The 16,409-nt window shown below is 63.4% G+C and carries 23 protein-coding genes; 13 read left to right on the top strand and 10 right to left on the bottom strand.

Annotated features, from left to right (window positions below; all coding sequences use genetic code 11):
- The 3 genes from G410_RS0100135 (at nt 1) to G410_RS0100120 (ending at nt 2,938) form a co-directional block, all read left to right on the top strand.
- Nucleotides 1-1,008 carry a response regulator gene (locus G410_RS0100135; RefSeq protein ID WP_022671629.1) on the top strand — a complete coding sequence of 336 codons (1,008 nt, stop codon included), beginning with the start codon at nt 1-3 and terminating at the stop codon, nt 1,006-1,008.
- 5 nt (nt 1,009-1,013) lie between these two features.
- Nucleotides 1,014-1,349, top strand: a complete 336-nt coding sequence (locus tag G410_RS14970) for a hypothetical protein (RefSeq protein ID WP_211214982.1) — start codon at nt 1,014-1,016, stop codon at nt 1,347-1,349.
- A 182-nt stretch (nt 1,350-1,531) separates the two neighbouring features.
- A complete protein-coding gene (locus G410_RS0100120) occupies nt 1,532-2,938 on the top strand; it encodes a mechanosensitive ion channel family protein (protein ID WP_028970863.1) in 1,407 nt (468 codons plus the stop codon).
- Nucleotides 2,939-2,961: 23 nt separating this feature from the next.
- On the opposite strand, the gene G410_RS0100115 is transcribed toward G410_RS0100120, so the two are convergent.
- Entirely contained in the window at nt 2,962-4,260 is a 1,299-nt protein-coding gene (locus G410_RS0100115) for a sugar MFS transporter (RefSeq protein ID WP_022671625.1), read from the bottom strand.
- A 198-nt stretch (nt 4,261-4,458) separates the two neighbouring features.
- On the opposite strand from G410_RS0100115, the gene G410_RS0100110 reads away from it, so the two are divergent.
- Genes G410_RS0100110 through G410_RS0100095 form a run of 4 tightly spaced genes read left to right on the top strand, consistent with a single transcriptional unit; the run spans nt 4,459 to nt 7,560 of the window.
- Nucleotides 4,459-5,208 (top strand): cytochrome b/b6 domain-containing protein, encoded by a 750-nt coding sequence (locus G410_RS0100110; protein ID WP_022671624.1) that lies wholly within the window; start codon nt 4,459-4,461, stop codon nt 5,206-5,208.
- Nucleotides 5,205-5,975 carry a molybdopterin-dependent oxidoreductase gene (locus G410_RS0100105; RefSeq protein ID WP_022671623.1) on the top strand — a complete coding sequence of 257 codons (771 nt, stop codon included), beginning with the start codon at nt 5,205-5,207 and terminating at the stop codon, nt 5,973-5,975. The genes G410_RS0100110 and G410_RS0100105 overlap by 4 nt, the downstream gene beginning before the upstream one ends.
- Before the next feature lie 21 nt (nt 5,976-5,996).
- Complete coding sequence (gene trhO / locus G410_RS0100100; protein WP_022671622.1) at nt 5,997-6,956, top strand: oxygen-dependent tRNA uridine(34) hydroxylase TrhO; 960 nt, start codon at nt 5,997-5,999, stop codon at nt 6,954-6,956.
- Nucleotides 6,946-7,560 carry a glutathione S-transferase gene (locus G410_RS0100095; RefSeq protein WP_028970861.1) on the top strand — a complete coding sequence of 205 codons (615 nt, stop codon included), beginning with the start codon at nt 6,946-6,948 and terminating at the stop codon, nt 7,558-7,560. The genes trhO and G410_RS0100095 overlap by 11 nt, the downstream gene beginning before the upstream one ends.
- A gap of 67 nt (nt 7,561-7,627) precedes the next feature.
- Here G410_RS0100095 and G410_RS14965 read toward each other — a convergent pair whose 3' ends face one another.
- From G410_RS14965 to G410_RS0100080, 3 genes are all read right to left on the bottom strand, one after another.
- Complete coding sequence (locus tag G410_RS14965; RefSeq protein WP_156851805.1) at nt 7,628-8,026, bottom strand: tetratricopeptide repeat protein; 399 nt, start codon at nt 8,024-8,026, stop codon at nt 7,628-7,630.
- Nucleotides 8,027-8,269: 243 nt separating this feature from the next.
- Nucleotides 8,270-8,473 (bottom strand): hypothetical protein, encoded by a 204-nt coding sequence (locus tag G410_RS0100085; RefSeq protein WP_022671619.1) that lies wholly within the window; start codon nt 8,471-8,473, stop codon nt 8,270-8,272.
- A 56-nt stretch (nt 8,474-8,529) separates the two neighbouring features.
- On the bottom strand, nt 8,530-8,736 hold the full coding sequence (locus tag G410_RS0100080; protein WP_022671618.1) for a cold-shock protein: 207 nt from the start codon (nt 8,734-8,736) through the stop codon (nt 8,530-8,532).
- A 242-nt stretch (nt 8,737-8,978) separates the two neighbouring features.
- Here G410_RS0100080 and G410_RS0100075 point away from each other — a divergent pair, with 242 nt between their 5' ends.
- The gene (locus G410_RS0100075; protein ID WP_022671617.1) at nt 8,979-9,587 is read left to right on the top strand and encodes a hypothetical protein; all 609 of its coding nucleotides are present in this window, start codon (nt 8,979-8,981) and stop codon (nt 9,585-9,587) included.
- On the opposite strand, the gene G410_RS0100070 is transcribed toward G410_RS0100075, so the two are convergent.
- From G410_RS0100070 to G410_RS14960, 3 genes are all read right to left on the bottom strand, one after another.
- Complete coding sequence (locus G410_RS0100070) at nt 9,584-10,024, bottom strand: GFA family protein (protein WP_022671616.1); 441 nt, start codon at nt 10,022-10,024, stop codon at nt 9,584-9,586. The genes G410_RS0100075 and G410_RS0100070 overlap by 4 nt on opposite strands.
- 42 nt (nt 10,025-10,066) lie before the next feature.
- On the bottom strand, nt 10,067-10,330 hold the full coding sequence (locus G410_RS0100065; RefSeq protein ID WP_022671615.1) for an SWIB/MDM2 domain-containing protein: 264 nt from the start codon (nt 10,328-10,330) through the stop codon (nt 10,067-10,069).
- 134 nt (nt 10,331-10,464) lie between these two features.
- Nucleotides 10,465-11,235, bottom strand: coding sequence for a phosphatase PAP2 family protein (locus tag G410_RS14960; protein WP_022671614.1), 771 nt, complete (start codon nt 11,233-11,235; stop codon nt 10,465-10,467).
- Nucleotides 11,236-11,396: 161 nt separating this feature from the next.
- On the opposite strand from G410_RS14960, the gene G410_RS18355 reads away from it, so the two are divergent.
- The 4 genes from G410_RS18355 to G410_RS0100040 all read left to right on the top strand — a co-directional run bounded on the left by G410_RS18355 (nt 11,397) and on the right by G410_RS0100040 (nt 13,192).
- On the top strand, nt 11,397-11,528 hold the full coding sequence (locus tag G410_RS18355; protein WP_022671613.1) for a hypothetical protein: 132 nt from the start codon (nt 11,397-11,399) through the stop codon (nt 11,526-11,528).
- 84 nt (nt 11,529-11,612) lie between these two features.
- On the top strand, nt 11,613-12,062 hold the full coding sequence (locus tag G410_RS0100050; protein ID WP_022671612.1) for a DoxX family protein: 450 nt from the start codon (nt 11,613-11,615) through the stop codon (nt 12,060-12,062).
- A gap of 1 nt (nt 12,063) precedes the next feature.
- The gene (locus G410_RS0100045; protein ID WP_022671611.1) at nt 12,064-12,528 is read left to right on the top strand and encodes a YaiI/YqxD family protein; all 465 of its coding nucleotides are present in this window, start codon (nt 12,064-12,066) and stop codon (nt 12,526-12,528) included.
- A gap of 79 nt (nt 12,529-12,607) precedes the next feature.
- Complete coding sequence (locus G410_RS0100040; protein ID WP_022671610.1) at nt 12,608-13,192, top strand: fasciclin domain-containing protein; 585 nt, start codon at nt 12,608-12,610, stop codon at nt 13,190-13,192.
- 75 nt (nt 13,193-13,267) lie between these two features.
- Here the strand turns inward: G410_RS0100040 and G410_RS0100035 are convergent, their stop codons facing one another.
- Genes G410_RS0100035 through G410_RS17205 form a run of 3 tightly spaced genes read right to left on the bottom strand, consistent with a single transcriptional unit; the run spans nt 13,268 to nt 15,402 of the window.
- Entirely contained in the window at nt 13,268-13,873 is a 606-nt protein-coding gene (locus tag G410_RS0100035; RefSeq protein WP_022671609.1) for a DUF427 domain-containing protein, read from the bottom strand.
- Nucleotides 13,870-14,298: a COG3650 family protein gene (locus tag G410_RS0100030; RefSeq protein WP_022671608.1), complete on the bottom strand. Its 429-nt coding sequence runs from the start codon at nt 14,296-14,298 to the stop codon at nt 13,870-13,872. Before G410_RS0100030 ends, G410_RS0100035 begins: the two co-directional genes overlap by 4 nt.
- A 33-nt stretch (nt 14,299-14,331) precedes the next feature.
- The gene (locus G410_RS17205) at nt 14,332-15,402 is read right to left on the bottom strand and encodes a hypothetical protein (RefSeq protein ID WP_156851804.1); all 1,071 of its coding nucleotides are present in this window, start codon (nt 15,400-15,402) and stop codon (nt 14,332-14,334) included.
- Between the two features lie 770 nt (nt 15,403-16,172).
- Here G410_RS17205 and G410_RS0100015 point away from each other — a divergent pair.
- The coding region (locus G410_RS0100015; RefSeq protein ID WP_022671605.1) for an IS5 family transposase at nt 16,173-16,409 on the top strand (237 nt) is incomplete at its 3' end.

Below are 16,409 nucleotides of genomic sequence, written 5' to 3'. Positions count from 1 at the left end.
ATGTCAAAGACCAAGGTTCTTGTTGTTGACGATTCCATGACGATGCGCGCGCTGCTTTGCGGTGCGCTGGAGCGCGTCAAGGATGTGGAGGTAGTGGGGCTGGCCAATGGCGCAGCCGAGGCGCGCGAGATGGTGAAAACACACCGTCCTCATGTGATGACGCTCGATATCGAAATGCCCGGCATGAGCGGGATCGAATATCTGGCCGAGATCATGGAAAATGATCCCATGCCGGTGATCATGTTCTCCACCCGGACCACCGACGGCGCAGCCGATTCCGTGGAGGCTCTGCGGCTTGGTGCCGTCGATTGTCTTCCCAAACCCAAGGTGGCAGCCCCGGCGGAGCTGGATGCGATCATCGGCAAGCTGGGCAAGACGATCGCGACCGCAAAGAATGCCCGCATGCCCGTACCGGGCGGCGAGGCTGGCCCTTCGGGCGGCGGCGCCGCGATCGACTGGAACGGCCGTCTGACCGTGATCGGCGCGGACGCTTCCTGCACATCGTCCATGTTCAGCCTGTTCGGGCAGCTGCCGGCCGATTGTCCGCCGATGATCGTGGTGCAGCATCTGGAACCCGGCGTGGTCAAGGGCATGGCGGAAAAGATGGACGCACAGGTCGCGCCGCGCGTGGTCGTGGCCGAAGACGACATGGCGATCGAAAAGGGCACGATCTATTTCGCCCCGCAGGGCGAGGCGCATCTCGTGGTGACGGCGTGGCCGGACGGCAAACTGAAGCTGTTGCCGCGCGATCCCGTGGCGGGCGAACGCCCCTCGATCTCGCTGCTGTTTGCATCCTCGGCCAAGGCCGCCACGGTGGATGTGGTCGGTCTGCTCCTGCTGTCCGATAATGAAGACGGCAAAGGCGCGGCCAACGCCATTGCCGGGGTGCGCGGCCACTGCCTGCTGCCAAGCAGCGACGGCGGTTTTACCATGGAGCGCGGCTATGCCTCGCAGCCGGTGAAGGCCGAAGACCTTGGAAAAACACTGATCGGATTGCTGTCCAAATGAACATGATGTCGCATTTACAGGAGCAGGATAGCCAGCAGGTCGATCCGCTGAACCTCGCGCTGGCCGACGAGCTGCTGCGCATGACCCAGATCCTGGCCGATCTGGCCTATGATCTTGGCAGCCACCCGGAGACGCTGCGCCGACACATGGCCAGCCTGCAGTCGATCGACAACATCACGCAGATGCAGATCGCGGTAGCCGAGATGCTTCGTTCTGACGCCTCTACCGAGGAGCGGATCGCGCTGGTGACGCTGGAAGGCATGGCAGCGCGGCTGCGCGCGGCGACATCGCCCGGTGCCGCGCCCGCAACCGAGACCGAGACCGCGCCCGAAGCGGATTGAGCACCGGCAGCCAGGGCGGAGCCTTGGCGCATCATCTGGCGAGCCTCTGCGCCGCTGCCGCAACGGCCAATCCGTCCTAAATCAATCATTTGCCCGCGGCATCCGTGCGCGATACCGTGCGCCGGATAGCCCGCAGCGCCGATCGCGGCTGCGCGCCAGTTTCGGCCACGGGAAGCAGACGCATGAAAACCATCTTGACCGCCATCGCGCTGCTTTGGTGTCTGGCCGCCGCGCCGCTGGGCGCGCAGGCCCTGCCCGGCCTTGGCGGCGGATCGTCGGCCCCCGCATCCGAGCCTGAAAGTCCCGACAGCAGCAGCGCGATCTCGATCAGCGAATCTGCCGATCAGGACCAGGCCATCACCAGCAGGCTGCGCGCCATCTATAGCGAACTGGACGGGCTGGAGCCGACCAGGGTGTCGGTGGAATCCGGCGTGGTGACCTTGTCTGGCGCAGTGAGCGAGGCTTCGGATATCGACCGCGCCCGCCAGATTGCCCTGCGCGTCACTGGCGTGGTGGCGGTGCAGAACAACATCACGCGCAACGGAGATGTGTCGCAAAGCGTGGCACCGGTGATGGAGCGGCTGACGGCGCGTGTGCAGCAAATCGTCCAGCTGTTGCCGCTGCTGGCGATCGCGCTCGTCATCATTGCCCTGTTCTGGTTTGCTGGAAGCGCGCTGGCCCGTGCCAAACCGTTGTGGAAACGCATTTCCCCCAACAGCTTTCTGGCCGATCTGATCGCCACCACCGTTCGGCTGGTGGTCATCCTCATCGGCCTGATCATCGCGCTCGATCTGTTGGGGGCAACCACGCTGCTGGGCGCGATCCTCGGTTCCGCCGGTGTGGTCGGGCTCGCCATCGGTTTCGCGGTGAAGGACACGGTCGACAATTATGTCAGTTCGCTGATGCTCTCCATCCGCCAGCCATTCCGCGCCAATGACCATGTGGTGATCGGGGATCGCGAAGGCCGCGTCATTCGTCTCACCAGCCGCGCCACCATATTGATGACGCTGGACGGCAACCATCTACGTATCCCGAACAACACCGTGTTCATGGCCGAAATCCTGAACTTCACCCGCAATCCGGAACGCCGTTTCGACTTCGTTCTGGGCGTGGATGCCGATGATGACCCCGGCAAGGCGATCACGTCCGGTATCGACCGGCTGAAGTCCCTGCCCTTCGTGCTTGCCGATCCCGCCCCCAATGGACGGCTTGAGGAAGTGGGCGACAGCAACATCATGCTGCGGTTCCTGGGCTGGATCGATCAGACCCAGACGGACTGGTTCAAGGCACGCAGCGCCGCCATCCGCGCGGTGAAGATCACGCTGGAAGAACAGGGGTTCGGTCTGCCCGAGCCAATCTATCGCCTGCGTTTCGACAGCGGCAGCCCGCTGGAGATTGCCCGCAACACCAAGCCCGGTTCAGCCGGTGATGGCAGCGCTGCCATGGACAAGAAGACCTTGCCAGACCCCGCCGACCCAGACGTCCACGAAGATGTATCGGCGGACGACGAGATCGGCGAAAAGGTGCAGCAGGAACGCCAGCACAGCCAGGAAGAAGACATGCTGGATCACGACCGCCCGATCGAGTGACCGGGACGGCCTGCACATGACGGTCAGGCGACGGCAGGCCGGCGCGCATACCATCCGAAGGACGCGATGATGCCGTAGCAGATCGCGGGAATAATCAGCGCCAGATACAGGCTCCCGCCCACATCGGCGACGACCCCGGTCAGCAGCGGAACAACCGCGCCGCCGAAGATCGCCACATTGATGATGCCCGAGCCGTCTGCCGCCCGGCTGCCGAGTTTTTCGCAGGCCAGGCTGAAGATGGTCGGGAACATGATGGCGTTCATCAGGCCGATCGCCAGCAGGCTGTATCCGGACACCGCGCCGGTGGTGTTGGTGGAAATCAGCAGCAGCGTGATGGCGCCCAGCGCAACGAATGCCAGAACCTTGCCGGGGCTCAGGATCCGCAGAACGGCCGAGCCGATGAACCGCCCGATCATTGCCCCGCCCCAATAAAGCGCGATCATCGAACCGGCCTTCGCCTGGCTCAGCGCCATGACGCCGGGCAGCTCCAGATAGCTGACGATGAGCGAACCGATCGAAACTTCCGCGCCAACATAAAGGAAGATGCATAGCGCGCCGAAACCGAACCGCTTGCGCTTGAGCAGATCGAGCCCGCCGAGGCCGGAGCTGGGCTCATGCTTTTCGCCCTCCAGCTTGTTACGGAACATCCACACCACGGCGGCGACGATGGCAAGCATCACCGCAATCGCCAGATATCCACCGACGATCGCCTGGCTTTCCGCCGTACGGTAGGCGCTGAGCTCCGGCCCCGTAAGTTCGGACGCACTGAGATCGGCGAGACTGCCGAGGATCAAGGCAGCGCCGATGATGGGGAAGATGGTGGTGCCAAGGGAATTGAACGCCTGCGCAAAGGTCAGGCGGCTATGCGATGTCTTGGCCGGGCCAAGCAGCGAGATCAGGGGATTGGCGACCACCTGCACGATCACCACACCGCTTGCCAGCACGAACAGCGCGAACAGGAACAACGCATAAGTGGCGGTCTGCGATGCTGGAATGAACAGCAGGCAGCCTGCCAGCATGGTGAGCAGACCGGCCACGGCGCCGCGCATATAGCCGATCCGCTTAACCAGCTTCGCGCCGGGAATGCCGATCACCAGATACGCCGTGAAAAAGCAGAACTGCACCAGCATGGCCTGCGTGAAATTGAGCGTGAACAGCTCTTTGAGCTTGGGAATGATCACATCGTTGAGCGACGTGATGCCACCGAAGATCAGGAACAGCGCGAAAACGAAACCCTGCAGGCCCGGTGCGTGAATATGCTCGCCTGGCTTTTCGATTTTGTGCGGATCGGTACTCGACGATACATCGGGGGCCAGAGCCATGACGCTTCCTCTGCAAATGTTATGGTTTTGAGCTGTCTGCCACGCCATTGGCGCAAAAGGAACAGACATATCGCGTCCAAGGCAAGCCGCGCGACGTATGACATGCGCGGTGCCGGCGGGCACGCTGTGGCGGTCGCACATGCCCCACCTCAACGCTGGCAGCTTGCAGACACGCCTGCTAAAGCAAGGGCTGAATAGATGAGCCGAACCGAGATCCATCCCCCCGCTTCGGCGGATCAGCAGCCCCCGCCTGCGGCCATGCGCGTCAAGCATGCATGGACCACCCGGCTTTGGCATTGGCTGACCGTGCTCAGCCTGGCCATCCTGTTCATGAGCGGCCTCAATATCTTCAACGCCCACCCCATGTTATATTGGGGAAGCTATGGCGCCAATTATGATCAGCCCTGGCTGGTGCTCGAACGGTTTCCGCACTGGGCGACCATCCCCGGCTATTACAGCCTGGCCGATGCGCGTCTGTGGCATTTCTTCTTTGCCAGCCTTTTGGCCTTTACCCTGCTCGCCTTCATGATCGCCTCGCTCATCAACCGCCATGTCCAGCGCGATCTGCATATCCGCAAAAGCGAATGGGCGGCGCAGAACATCAAGCGTGATCTCGCGCGCCATGCGCGTTTCGAATTTGTCGGTGAGACCCCCCGCAAGGGATATAACTGGCTGCAGAAGATCAGCTATATCCTCACCATCTTCATTCTCATCCCCGGCATGATCTTTACCGGCATCGCCATGTCTCCGGCGATGGATGCGAACTGGACATGGCTGCTGGACGTGTTCGGCGGGCGGCAGAGCGCACGATCGCTGCACTTCATCTTCGCCTGGTCGCTCTTCGCGTTTTTTCTGGTGCACGTCGCGCTCGTGCTGCTGACACGCCCCCTTATGCAGCTCCGCGGCATGATCAGCGGTGGCCGGAAACCGGTGGAGGAACGCGCATGAGCGATCAGCCGATTACCCGCCGCAAGCTGCTCGGTTCGACAGCCGCCGTCGGATCGGGCCTGTTCTTATCCGGCTGCGACATGCTGAATGAAAATGAGGCGTTTCGCGGCGTTCTGCGCTCGGCCACCGATCTCAACTTTGCGGTGCACCGGTCGCTTGGCAGCCGCGCTGCCCTGGCCCGCGAATTTCCGATATCGGAACGATCCCCCTTCTTTCGGGGCAATGGAACGCAGGCGCCGGACAATCCGGCCTATCAAGCCGCCATCGCCAGCGATTTTGCCGGTTGGACGCTGGAAGCGCGCGGCCTGTTCGATCGCCCCGGCCGCTGGACGCTCGATCAGCTGCGCGCGATGCCCCAGCGCACGCAGACCACAAGGCATGACTGCGTGGAAGGCTGGAGCGCCATCGGCACCTGGACAGGCGTGCCGCTGCACATGCTGCTCGATCAGGCGGGGATCCGCCGGGACGCGCGCTATATCGTGTTCCGCTGCGCTGATGTGATGGGCGGCGGCATTCCCTATTATGAGAGCATCGACATGATCGATGCACGCCATCCCCAAACGATCATCGCGCATCGGCTGAACGAGGAACCGCTGCCCGTGCGCAATGGCGCGCCGCTGCGCCTGCGGGTGGAAACACAGTTGGGCTATAAGCAGGCCAAATATCTGCAGGCTATCGAGGCGGTGGCAAGTCTGGAGGACATTGGCCAGGGCAAGGGCGGATATTGGGAAGATGTCGCCAATTATGCATGGTATGCCGGCATCTGAACCTGAACCGAGACTGCCACCATGACTCAAGACGATATGCCGATCCGCGTTGCCGCGCTTTACAAGTTCACGCCGTTTGGCGATCTTGCCGGCTTGCGTGCGGCGCTGGAGCAATGCTGCCGCGATGCCGCGGTGAAAGGCACGCTGCTGCTGGCACCTGAGGGGATCAACGGGACGATCGCCGGGACCGACGATGGCATCGAAACGGTGCTGCGGCATATTCGCGCGCTGCCCGGCTGCGCCGATCTGTCGACCAAGGATTCGCGCGCCGCGGCCATGCCTTTTTACAGAATGAAGGTTCGGATCAAGAAAGAGATCGTGACCATGGGACAGCCGGATATCGATCCGGTCGGTGCGGTGGGGCGCTATGTGCCGCCCGCGGAATGGAACGCTCTGGTCGACGATCCGGACACGATCCTGATCGATACGCGCAATGATTATGAGGTGGCGATCGGCAGCTTTCGGGGGGCCATAGATCCGCGCACCAAGAGCTTTCGCGATTTCCCGCAATGGTTCGAGGATAATCGCGATGCATTGACCGCAGGTGATCGGGCGCCCCGGATCGCCATGTTCTGCACCGGCGGCATCCGATGCGAGAAATCCACCGCCTATCTGAAGCAGCAGGGCCTGGACGAGGTCTATCATTTGGAAGGCGGCATCCTGTCCTATCTTGAGCAGGTGCCGCAGGCGGAAAGCCGCTGGGATGGCCAGTGTTTCGTGTTCGATGAACGGGTGAGCGTGGGCCACGGCCTGACGCCGGGCGATCATGAACTGTGCCGCGCTTGCCGCATGCCGGTGGGCGATGCCGAACGCGCAGACCCGAAGTTCGAACGCGGCGTCAGCTGCCCCGCCTGCCATGAAAGCCGCAGCGATGACCAGCGCGCGCGCTATGCGGAACGGCACCGGCAGGCTGCGCTGGCGGCGGCCCGCGGCGAACCGCATGTCGGCGCGAAACAGCCGGGCGGCCGTGATGACGGATAGGCCTGTCCTCTACAGCTTCCGGCGCTGCCCCTATGCCATGCGCGCGCGCATGGCGCTGCGCGTCAGCGGCGCGGACTATGAACATCGCGAAGTGGTGCTTCGCGACAAACCGCCCGAACTGCGCGAAGCATCGCCCAAAGCGACGGTGCCGGTGCTGGTTCTTTCAGATGGCACGGTAATCGAGGAAAGCCTGGGCATCATGCACTGGGCGCTGCGTTCCAACGATCCGGAACAGTGGCTGGATGGCGACGATGCGACGCTGATCGCGGCCAATGATGGCCCGTTCAAACATCATCTCGATCGCTACAAATATGACACCCGCCATGACAGCGATCCAAAAGAACACCGGGCCGAGGGTCTGGCCTTGCTGCAGAGGCTGGAGGAACGGCTGGAAAGCGCTGCCTATCTTGGTGGCGCGCATAGACGGCTGACCGACATCGCGATTTTTCCGTTCGTGCGGCAGTTTGCGGCAACGGATCGGGACTGGTTTGCCCGGCAGGCTCTGCCCAATGTGCAGGACTGGCTTCAGCGCCTGATCGGATCCGAGCTATTTTCCGCGATCATGATCAAGCACAAACAATGGCGCGCCGTCGATCCGGATTGATCGACAGGCGCGTCATGCTGGTCTTATCCAGATTTTCCAGATCGCCAGAAACGGATCGTCAGGGCAGTCAGTTACCGCTTGCGATCATGAGGCTTGGTCGGTCGTCGAGTTTCCGTAGCGCATAGGATGCTGCCCGGCGGCTGTCGACCACGCTGCCATCAGCCAAAATCAGATCGAAATGGGTGCGGGATGCAGCGGCGCGGCTGAAGGCAGCGCGCGCATCGATAAGACGCCCCATACGTGCGTAGGCCGTGCCGAGATTGATGAGGCGCCCCGGGTCATCGGGAAGCTCCGCCGATGCCCGTTCCAACTGCTGGATTGCCGTCATCGTATCGCCAGCCTGCATGGCGGCAAAACCAAGCTGCTCTTGATCGTAATTGATTTCGAGGCTGTCGTTTGCCGTCGCCGCGCCCGTCGGCGGCAGGATGGAAATCGAGCCAGCTAGCAATAGGGGCAGCAACATCATCTTCTCCTGTTTCTTTATGACAGAAGAATGACAGCCATGTCACATCAGCGCAAGCATTTTGTCACTGAACTGTAGCTTTCGAGCTAAACTGCTGATTTTACAATGTGGTTTCCGGACGGCATGTTGATCGCGCGCTTTCGGCACAAAAAATGCCCGCAGCAACGCTACGAGCATGACATGTCCGGCCAGCTGGCCAAACGCCTCACGGTTAAAACAGAGTCTAACTCCTGGTCTTCCGCCGTGTCAGGCGGCGGCGATGCGCCGTTCTTCCGCTTCGGCTTCCCGCGTCTTGCGTTCCACGGCTGTCCGCTCAGCCCGGTCAGCCATGGCACGCCAGGCCTTTTCGCTGCGCAACGCACGGTCGCGCACATTGTCCAGACTGGTGGAAGCCGCGAGGGCAGCATCGGCCTCGGCCCGCTCGAGAAAAAACTTCGCTTCTTTTTGCATTGCTTTGCTCTCGAACGGGCCTCGGTTAATCAATCATACGTCAAATCCGAATGGATTCAGGCAGACTGCAGGTTCACGGCAGATTTCTTGCCATTGCGGCCCTGCTCGATTTCGTAGCTCACGCGCTGCTCTTTCTGCAGGGTGTCCATGCCAGCAGCCTGAACGGCGCTGATGTGAACGAAGCTGTCTTCGCCGCCGTCTTCGGGCTGGATGAAGCCATAGCCCTTGTCGGAATTGAAGAATTTTACGGTGCCGGTAGGCATATGCGTTTCCTTTCGTACAGAAACATATTTGGCCGACGCCGCACGTGTTGCGGCGCCTCATTCGCCGGAAGTCGATTCTGGAAGGAAAGCAGTGTAGCGGCAGATGCTTGCGCACGCGCCAAGACGCCAAGTTCCGTCGGTGGGCGACGATAGCGGGTGCGGTATAGCAGCTATCTACATCCTTGGGAAGCGCAGCAGATTATGCCATGATCTCCGCTTAGCACAGGGGAAGGGATGAGGATATGCGCAAAGCACTGATCGCGGCCGGAACGGCGGCTTGTCTGGCACTGGCAGGATGCGGCACGGCCGATGACAGCGCCGCCAGAGAGCAGGCTGCAACCGGTCCGCAGACGGCTTTCATGCAGAATGTGGAAAGCAAATGTGGCCGCGCTTTCCGCGGCAGCGTGGCCGGCGGCAACGCGCAGCTCGCTGGCAAGGAACTGGTGCTGTCCATCGGCGATTGCGCGGCCGGCGGCCCTGTCACCATGGCGTTGCACGCCAATATCGGCCCGTTGCAGGTCAGCCCCTCGGAGGAAGTCTGGGATCGTTCTCGTCGCTTTAGCCTGATGCGCGCCGATAATGGTCTGACGCTGAATATCGCAAAACAGGCCGAAGATGGCACACCGGGAGCGTTGAATGGCACGACCGCCACGAGCGACGGTGACAGCAGCACCACGCAGCAGCGCTTCGCCATCGCTGGTGCGGATACGCCGCTCATCATCGATATGGGAAGTGCAGCGGCAACGCTGACCGTCCCCGATGTCGGCGAGCAGCAAGGCTTCACTGTGACGTTCGACTATAGCGACCGTATTGCCGCGCCGCCCGCAGCGTGGGGGGCCGAGGGCGGCTAGTCGCGGCCCGGCTCCTCGCCGTCGTTCTTCGGCAGCGCGTCGAAACGGTCGATCCAGCCAATCCGGCTGGCCCAGTAGATGTGATAGAGGTCGGTGATTTCATCCATCTGCTCGAGCAGTCCGATGCGTAGCCGGATGCTGTGCGGCTTGTCCGTGCGCCGGCTGTAAACGGCCGCGCCGCACCCACCGCAGAAGGCGCGCATCTTGCCGGGGCTGCTCTCGAACTCCGTCAGCTTTTCACGCCCCGTCCATTCCACGCGATCGGTCGTCACGGGCACAGCGACGTTGAGCGCAGATCCAGTTGCGCGGCGGCACATGGTGCAATGACAAATCGCTGCCTCGTCGAGCGCACCGAGGACATGATAGCTGGTCGCGCCGCACAGGCACTGCCCCCTGCGCAGCATCCTATCGACAGGTTCGGTCTTGCCTTGCGCCATATTTGGGAACCGAAAAAAAGGGGCGCCGAAGCGCCCCTTATCTTATTTGATGTGCTTGGAGATCGCGGCGGTCATCTTGAACATCGAGATCCGCTCCTTGCCGATCACCTTGCCCAGCTTGTCGTCAGGCTCGATCTGGCGCTTGTCGTCTGCAGCCTGCAGATCATGCTTCTTGATGTAATCCCAGACCTTGCTGGTCACCGAAGCGCGCGTCAGCGGGCCTTCACCGGTGATATCGGCCAGTTCGGGTGTCACCGTCACCTCGCGCTGCAGCGCATTCGATTTTGCGGGTTTTTTGTCAGCCATGCTGCGCTTTCCTTTATTATGCCTGTCTACGGACTGCCGTTTGCACGGCGAGAAATCCTTTCCCCAAATGGGGGGAGGTTCGAGCGTTCACGCCTTTGCCCGGAAAATCAAGGGCGGAGCGTGGCAAAGCGCGATCAAGCGGATTGGTCCGGCGTCACGCCGATTCCATGATCCGGGGCAAAACGGGCCCGCAACCAATGCGCGATCGCCCACCAGCCAGCAGCCCAGAGCGCCCCGAAGGTCCAGCCTGCGAGCACGTCACTGGGCCAATGCACGCCAAGATAGACCCGGCTGCACCCGATCGCCAAAACCAGCGCCGCCGCCACGGCAATGATATAGGTGCGCTCACGCCTGCGCTCCACGATCTGTACCAGCACCAGCGCCAAGGTGAGATACACCGCCGCGCTGTTGGCGGCGTGGCCGCTCGGGAAGCTGGCCGATCCTTCCTCCACCAGATGGTTGATGACATCAGGCCGCACCCGGCCGAAAACAGCTTTGGCGATGGCGACAGCGACCGGGCCGGTCGAACCGCCGATCACCACCAGCGCGGCGGTGAGCAGATGGCGCTGCACCAGCAGAAACCCGGCGCTGGCCAAAACGACAAGCGTCAATATGGTGCCGCTGCCCATCGCCGTGATGGCGATCATCGCCTTTTGCAGCCAGGCAGGGCCTTCGGGCACCATGGGAGCACCCTGGCCGGCGCCCTCGCGCATCATCAGCAGTATCGCCCGGTCGAACGCGAAATTGGCCCCGTCGGCGATGGCATGACCTAAGATCGCTACAAACAGCGTGCCGATGAGCAGCAGGCCTATCCCGGCGGCAAGCCAGCGCGCCTTGGCAGGCTTTGCCGACCATGCGCCTCCTGCGGATCTACGGTGCGCAATATGGTCGATCAAATTCGGCATGCCCGCCCAACGCAGCAGGCGGCAAAGAGCTTCCCCGCTATCGCGCGGCTTTTCCAGGCGGTGAGCGCCCCCGCCTCTCCAACTTCCGTATTTCATGACGCTGCCGGCCTTGATCCAGTGTAGGCTCTCGCCAGGGCATCCCGCCCCGATCGGAACCAGGCATGGCCAAGAGCCAGAAGAAATCCAGCAAGGAAATTCGCAAACCCAAGGCGGAAAAGAAGAAAACCAACGCCTCCCAGCCATCGCTGAAGTCCGGCGTGGTGCGCGGCCTCGACAATATGAAGAACGACTGATCCACTCGATCGCGTGCCGGGCCCCTTGCCTGGCGCGCGGCGCTGCGCAAAGCAGGGCAAGACCTTTGCTGGAGTGCCGCCATCTTGCCCAAGTCCCTTGCTTCCACACAATCCGCCAGGGCGCCGGAAAGTCGTGCGCGGACCATCTGGCGCTGGCTGCTGGCCATGGCCTATCTGGCCGCCGGCGTGCTGCACATCCTGTCCCCTGCACCCTTTCTGTCGATTACACCGGCCTGGGTTCCAGCCCCGCACGCCGTCATTGCGCTGACCGGCGTGGCCGAACTGCTGGGCGCGGCGGGCCTGCTGCAGCCACTTTCCCGCCCACTCCGCCGCGCCGCCGGCATCGGCCTGGCGCTCTATGCCGTCTGCGTGTTTCCGGCGAATATCCACCATATGGTGATCGACATGTCCTCCCCCGAACCCATGCTTGGCTGGACCTATCATGCGCCGCGCATGCTGCTGCAGCCGGTGCTCATCTGGCTCGCGCTGTGGGTCGGCGGCGTGATCGACTGGCCCTTCGGCAGGAGGCGCTGAAATGTCTGCGATGATCCTGGTGGACGCCGATGCCTGCCCGGTGAAGGACGAGATCTACCGCGTGGCCTGGCGCCACGAGGTACCGGTGCGCATCGTGGCAAATAGCCATTTGCGCGTGCCGGACCATCCCCTGATCGAACGGGTGGTCGTCTCCGACGGCTTCGACGCGGCGGACGACTGGATTGCCGAGCAGGCCGCGCCGCGCAGCATCGTCATTACCGCCGATATACTGCTGGCGGATCGCTGCCTGAAAGCCGGCGCCACCGTGCTGGCCCCCACCGGCAAACCGTTCACCAGCGCATCGATCGGCCCCGCCATCGCCACCCGCGCCATCATGGCGGACCTGCGCGCCGGGGCCGACGGCATAACCGGCGGCCCTGCCCCGTTCAGCAAGGCAGACCGATCCAATTTCCTGCAGGCGCTGGACCGCGAACTGGTACGGATTGCGCGCAGCCCGAAGATGTAATCCGCGATATTCTGTCGCTTGTTGGAACAAAGGATAAGCCCACCTGTTTCCTACATAGATTATAAATGGAGACTATCGCATGAAAAGCCTCATCCAGATTTCTGCCGCTGCCCTTCTTGTGGGCATGACCGGCGCCTGTGCGCAGGAAGCCACGACCGACACCGAAACCGCCGATATGGCCACGACCGACATGGACAGCATGGCCACGCCGGAAGCCGCCGGCACCATCGTCGAAGTCGCCCAGAGCGATCCGCAGTTTTCTACCCTCGTCTCGGCCGTCACCGCCGCCGGTCTTGGCGAAACGCTGAGCGGCCCCGGCCCCTTCACCGTGTTCGCGCCGACCAACGCGGCCTTTGAAAAGGTCGATTCCGCCACGCTCGGCAGCTTGATGGAACCGGCCAACAAGGAAAAGCTGGCTGGTATCCTGACCTATCATGTCGTGTCCGGCAATGTGGATGCCGCGGCGCTGACCAAGATGATCGCCGATAATGGCGGCACCGCAGAGCTGACCACGGTCAATGGCGAGATGCTCACGGCCAAGGCCGATGGCGGCACCGTGACGCTGACCGATGCGGCCGGCAACACCTCCACCGTCACCGCGACGGACGTGCCCGCCACCAATGGCGTGATCCACGCGATTGACACGGTGCTGATGCCGTCCTGATCGGCTGATCCCATTTGAATTATCAAGGCTCGCGGGTTCGCCCCGCGGGCCTTTTTCATGCCCTCCTTCGTTCCTTCACCAGCCCTGGGACCCTGGCGCGCCCTTGATCGGCCCCTTGATCCGGTCGGTCACCCAGCCGCCGTAAAAGCCGCCGGGCTGCGGCCGCGCCCGTTCCTCCCCCACAAAGCATGCCAGCTTGCCGGGATAGAAGGCGAACCAGCCGGCAAGCCCCGCATAGCCCTCGGCCAGATCGTCGAACGGATCGGGATAGCACCAGGCCGCGTCCGCCACCGGCGCTGCGCCGGGCACCACCAGATCGAAACCGACCGCCACGCCTTTCCACTCGCAGACGGACAGGCGCCCATTGGGCACCAGCCAGTCGGTCCGCACATCGGCGGGGCGCACATAGGGCACCGGCGCGCCCGCCGTCTCCTTCACCTCCACCGCCCGATCGCTGGCGGCCACCAGCCTGTCGCCATGCAGCACGCGGATCGGCGCGGGGGCGGGCGCCATCAGCGGCGGGCGCGGATAGTCCCATACCGATTCCTCGCCCGGCCCCGTCGGCTCCAGACCGGGCGGGCGGAAATCCGGGTTCCAGCCGCCGCGCGACGCCTTCACCCGCCGCAGCAGCGCCGCCTTCTCCGGCAAATTGTCCGCCAAGCCCTTCATACCGCCGCTCATGGCGCGTCCGGCCCGGTGAACGGTTGTGCGTCCGTCCAGGCGCAGCCCTCCCGCTGGTCCGCGCCGATCTTCAGCAGCGCGGCATAGGGATAGGTCCGGTCCGACATGCCGTCGCGGCACTGCTCCGGCGTCACCGCCAGCACGAAGTCCGCCCCGTCCAGCGTGCCGATCCACGACACGCCGTTGCGCCCCGCAAACCGGTCCACCGCTATCGCCGCCCCGTCCGGATCGTCCGGCGTGGTGTAGCGCAGCTGGCTGGCCGTCACTTCGCCGCCCCAGAAGGGCTCGGTGCCGGAAAAGCGCACCGTCTCCGCCGCATCGATCCCGGCGAAGGGCCGCACATCCTCCTCTTGCGACCCCGCCATGCCATTCTGGCAGGCGGCCAGCAGGAACAACGGGGCGAGCAGAGCGAACAATCGGGTCATGCCGCCCAGACTATACCCACCCCGCCGCCGCGCCTAGCCCGGAGCGGCCCAAGCAGCAGGCGCGCTGCCGGACGCCCCGCCGCCGCACGACCTACCCGGCCAGCCATCCGCCCCGTCCGGAAGTTCGCATTGGTCGCGATATGTCGGCGCGGATTCGCTCTGGTCGCCTGCCGCCTGGTCCCGCGCAGCCCTGCGCTCGGCGGCCATCCGCTGCGCACGGGCATAGGCTTCCAGCTTGCGCTCCAGCTGCGCGTCGACTTCCTCCGCCGTGGGCACGCGCTCGCGGATTTCGCGCCGTTCCTCAACCTGCCGATCGGTATAATAGGCCGGGCGCGGGAGCGGCGGGCGTTCGGGCACGGCGGCATCACCCTCATCCTCGCCCTCCTCCAGCCACCATGTGCCGAGATCGTCCACATCCTCTTCTGGATCGCATGGCGGATCATATGGCGGATCGCCCGCCGCTTCGCCCGCCACAGCCGGACCCGGACCCGCGCCCGCGGTCGCAGCCGCGGCCCGGTCCGGGGCATCACCGGCCATCGCCCGCGCTTCGGCCGCGTCCTGCGCCAGTGCATCCGCTGTCACCCGGTCCAGCGCCTCGGCCAGCGCGGCGCCATGCTCGTCCGCGTCGCAGCGCACCTCGCGCCGGTCGATCCAGCAGCCGAACCGGTCCGGCGCGCGGCGGCTGAGCAAAAACATCGCCAGCCGCTCGTCATAATGGCGGCGCTCGCCCACCTGTTCGCCCTGATAGAAAATGGGGCGAGAGACGCCGTGCAGCGCGCGCGCGAAGACGGCATCGGCCAGCCGCTCCATCGCGCTGTCCACCGCCACCTCCCATGCCTCGCGAAAGCTGCGGGCACCGGGGCGGGCGCGCAGCTTGTATGCGCTGCGGGCGCTCATCCCCACCCGCGCCGCCGCCTCGGCCACCACCCCGCACGCCGCCAGCGCCGCGATGAAATCGCGCTGTCGCTCCGGCGTCCAGCCATCGAGCCGTGTGCGCACCGGCACCGGATCGATCCCGCGCGCCATGGCCGCGATATGGTCTGGATTGTGATGTTCCGCAGGCTCGGCGAGCGGCGGGGCGGGCATGTTGGATTGGTCTGTCATGACCATGTCTGCCACAATCCAACCGATGTAGGACAGCGTCAAGTTGTTGGCGCTGTTGGGGATTTCCTACAGATGGGGGGGGATTCGCGCGAGGACGCGAAGGCGCGAAGAGGGTGCGCCCGCATTCAGGCGGTGTGCGGACAGCGGGAGGGTTCAAAAAAGGCCCGCCCTGGCAAGGCCGGGGCAGCAATATCGAAAGGTCCGATCAACCCGCAAGGCCGCCCCGAAACCCAACCCCTTCGCGCCTTTGCGTCTTCGCGCGAAACAAAAACCGCCACACCCGCCCCAGCGATCACCCCGGCGCCGACAAAACCACTGTCCTACTTATTTTCCGCTTCGTTCATGGCGATCCGCAAGGGTAGCAAGCGCATCAGAACCCTGTCCGATTTCGTCCGCCACCGCTTCGATATCGAGCGGACCTGCGCCTGCAGCCACCGCAACGCCCTCAGCAGCCGAGCCGTCTGGAAGACTTTCCGCAAAAAGGCTGCTCGCCCACCTTGGAACTCGGCCCCAAATAGTTCCGGTGCATGCGATGTATGGAAACCGGTAACGACGGGGCCTTGGGAGTGAGCCAGTTCGCAAGAGCGCTAAACGCATCAATGCTTCTACGTTAATTTTATGTTGACGGTCGCCCGGAATATACTCTCTGATGTCACATTGCTGAAATCTGTGCTGGGGGAGACTAGGCCCTGTTGACAAACTGGATTCACAAACGGGCTGAGTTGTGATTCAAGATAGCTTTTGCGGAGGTTATCTTGGCGCGGTTGCTGATGGAGGATGCGGAGTGGGCATTCTTTGAACCCTTTTTGATGGCGGTGCGTGGGCAAGGCGGTCGGCCTGCCTCCAACCACCGGCTTGTTCTGGATGGCATTTTCTGGATTGCTCGCACTGGTGCTGCCTGGCGTGATCTGCCTGAAGAGTTCGGCAAGTGGTCGAGCGTCTATCGCCAGTTTCGGCGCTGGACCTTGTTAGGGCTGTGGGAGTTGGTGCTCGATGCCCTCAATGAC

It is taken from the genome of Novosphingopyxis baekryungensis DSM 16222 (assembly GCF_000420305.1).
GTDB lineage: Bacteria > Pseudomonadota > Alphaproteobacteria > Sphingomonadales > Sphingomonadaceae > Novosphingopyxis > Novosphingopyxis baekryungensis.
This window is presented reverse-complemented; position numbering and strand designations above follow the sequence as displayed.

Bases quoted from the DNA above. Each gene is read 5' to 3' on its own strand.
- G410_RS0100030 (WP_022671608.1), bottom strand. From the start codon at position 14,298: ATGACCCGATTGTTCGCTCTGCTCGCCCCGTTGTTCCTGCTGGCCGCC.
- G410_RS14970 (WP_211214982.1), top strand. From the start codon at position 1,014: ATGTCGCATTTACAGGAGCAGGATAGCCAGCAGGTCGATCCGCTGAAC.
- G410_RS0100080 (WP_022671618.1), bottom strand. From the start codon at position 8,736: ATGCCTACCGGCACCGTAAAATTCTTCAATTCCGACAAGGGCTATGGC.
- G410_RS0100095 (WP_028970861.1), top strand. From the start codon at position 6,946: ATGACGGATAGGCCTGTCCTCTACAGCTTCCGGCGCTGCCCCTATGCC.
- G410_RS0100045 (WP_022671611.1), top strand. From the start codon at position 12,064: ATGTCTGCGATGATCCTGGTGGACGCCGATGCCTGCCCGGTGAAGGAC.
- G410_RS17205 (WP_156851804.1), bottom strand. From the start codon at position 15,402: ATGACAGACCAATCCAACATGCCCGCCCCGCCGCTCGCCGAGCCTGCG.
- G410_RS0100105 (WP_022671623.1), top strand. From the start codon at position 5,205: ATGAGCGATCAGCCGATTACCCGCCGCAAGCTGCTCGGTTCGACAGCC.
- G410_RS0100035 (WP_022671609.1), bottom strand. From the start codon at position 13,873: ATGAGCGGCGGTATGAAGGGCTTGGCGGACAATTTGCCGGAGAAGGCG.
- G410_RS14960 (WP_022671614.1), bottom strand. From the start codon at position 11,235: ATGCCGAATTTGATCGACCATATTGCGCACCGTAGATCCGCAGGAGGC.
- G410_RS0100065 (WP_022671615.1), bottom strand. From the start codon at position 10,330: ATGGCTGACAAAAAACCCGCAAAATCGAATGCGCTGCAGCGCGAGGTG.
- G410_RS0100075 (WP_022671617.1), top strand. From the start codon at position 8,979: ATGCGCAAAGCACTGATCGCGGCCGGAACGGCGGCTTGTCTGGCACTG.
- trhO (WP_022671622.1), top strand. From the start codon at position 5,997: ATGACTCAAGACGATATGCCGATCCGCGTTGCCGCGCTTTACAAGTTC.
- G410_RS14965 (WP_156851805.1), bottom strand. From the start codon at position 8,026: ATGATGTTGCTGCCCCTATTGCTAGCTGGCTCGATTTCCATCCTGCCG.
- G410_RS0100110 (WP_022671624.1), top strand. From the start codon at position 4,459: ATGAGCCGAACCGAGATCCATCCCCCCGCTTCGGCGGATCAGCAGCCC.
- G410_RS0100040 (WP_022671610.1), top strand. From the start codon at position 12,608: ATGAAAAGCCTCATCCAGATTTCTGCCGCTGCCCTTCTTGTGGGCATG.
- G410_RS0100115 (WP_022671625.1), bottom strand. From the start codon at position 4,260: ATGGCTCTGGCCCCCGATGTATCGTCGAGTACCGATCCGCACAAAATC.
- G410_RS0100120 (WP_028970863.1), top strand. From the start codon at position 1,532: ATGAAAACCATCTTGACCGCCATCGCGCTGCTTTGGTGTCTGGCCGCC.
- G410_RS0100085 (WP_022671619.1), bottom strand. From the start codon at position 8,473: ATGCAAAAAGAAGCGAAGTTTTTTCTCGAGCGGGCCGAGGCCGATGCT.
- G410_RS18355 (WP_022671613.1), top strand. From the start codon at position 11,397: ATGGCCAAGAGCCAGAAGAAATCCAGCAAGGAAATTCGCAAACCCAAG.
- G410_RS0100135 (WP_022671629.1), top strand. From the start codon at position 1: ATGTCAAAGACCAAGGTTCTTGTTGTTGACGATTCCATGACGATGCGC.
- G410_RS0100070 (WP_022671616.1), bottom strand. From the start codon at position 10,024: ATGGCGCAAGGCAAGACCGAACCTGTCGATAGGATGCTGCGCAGGGGG.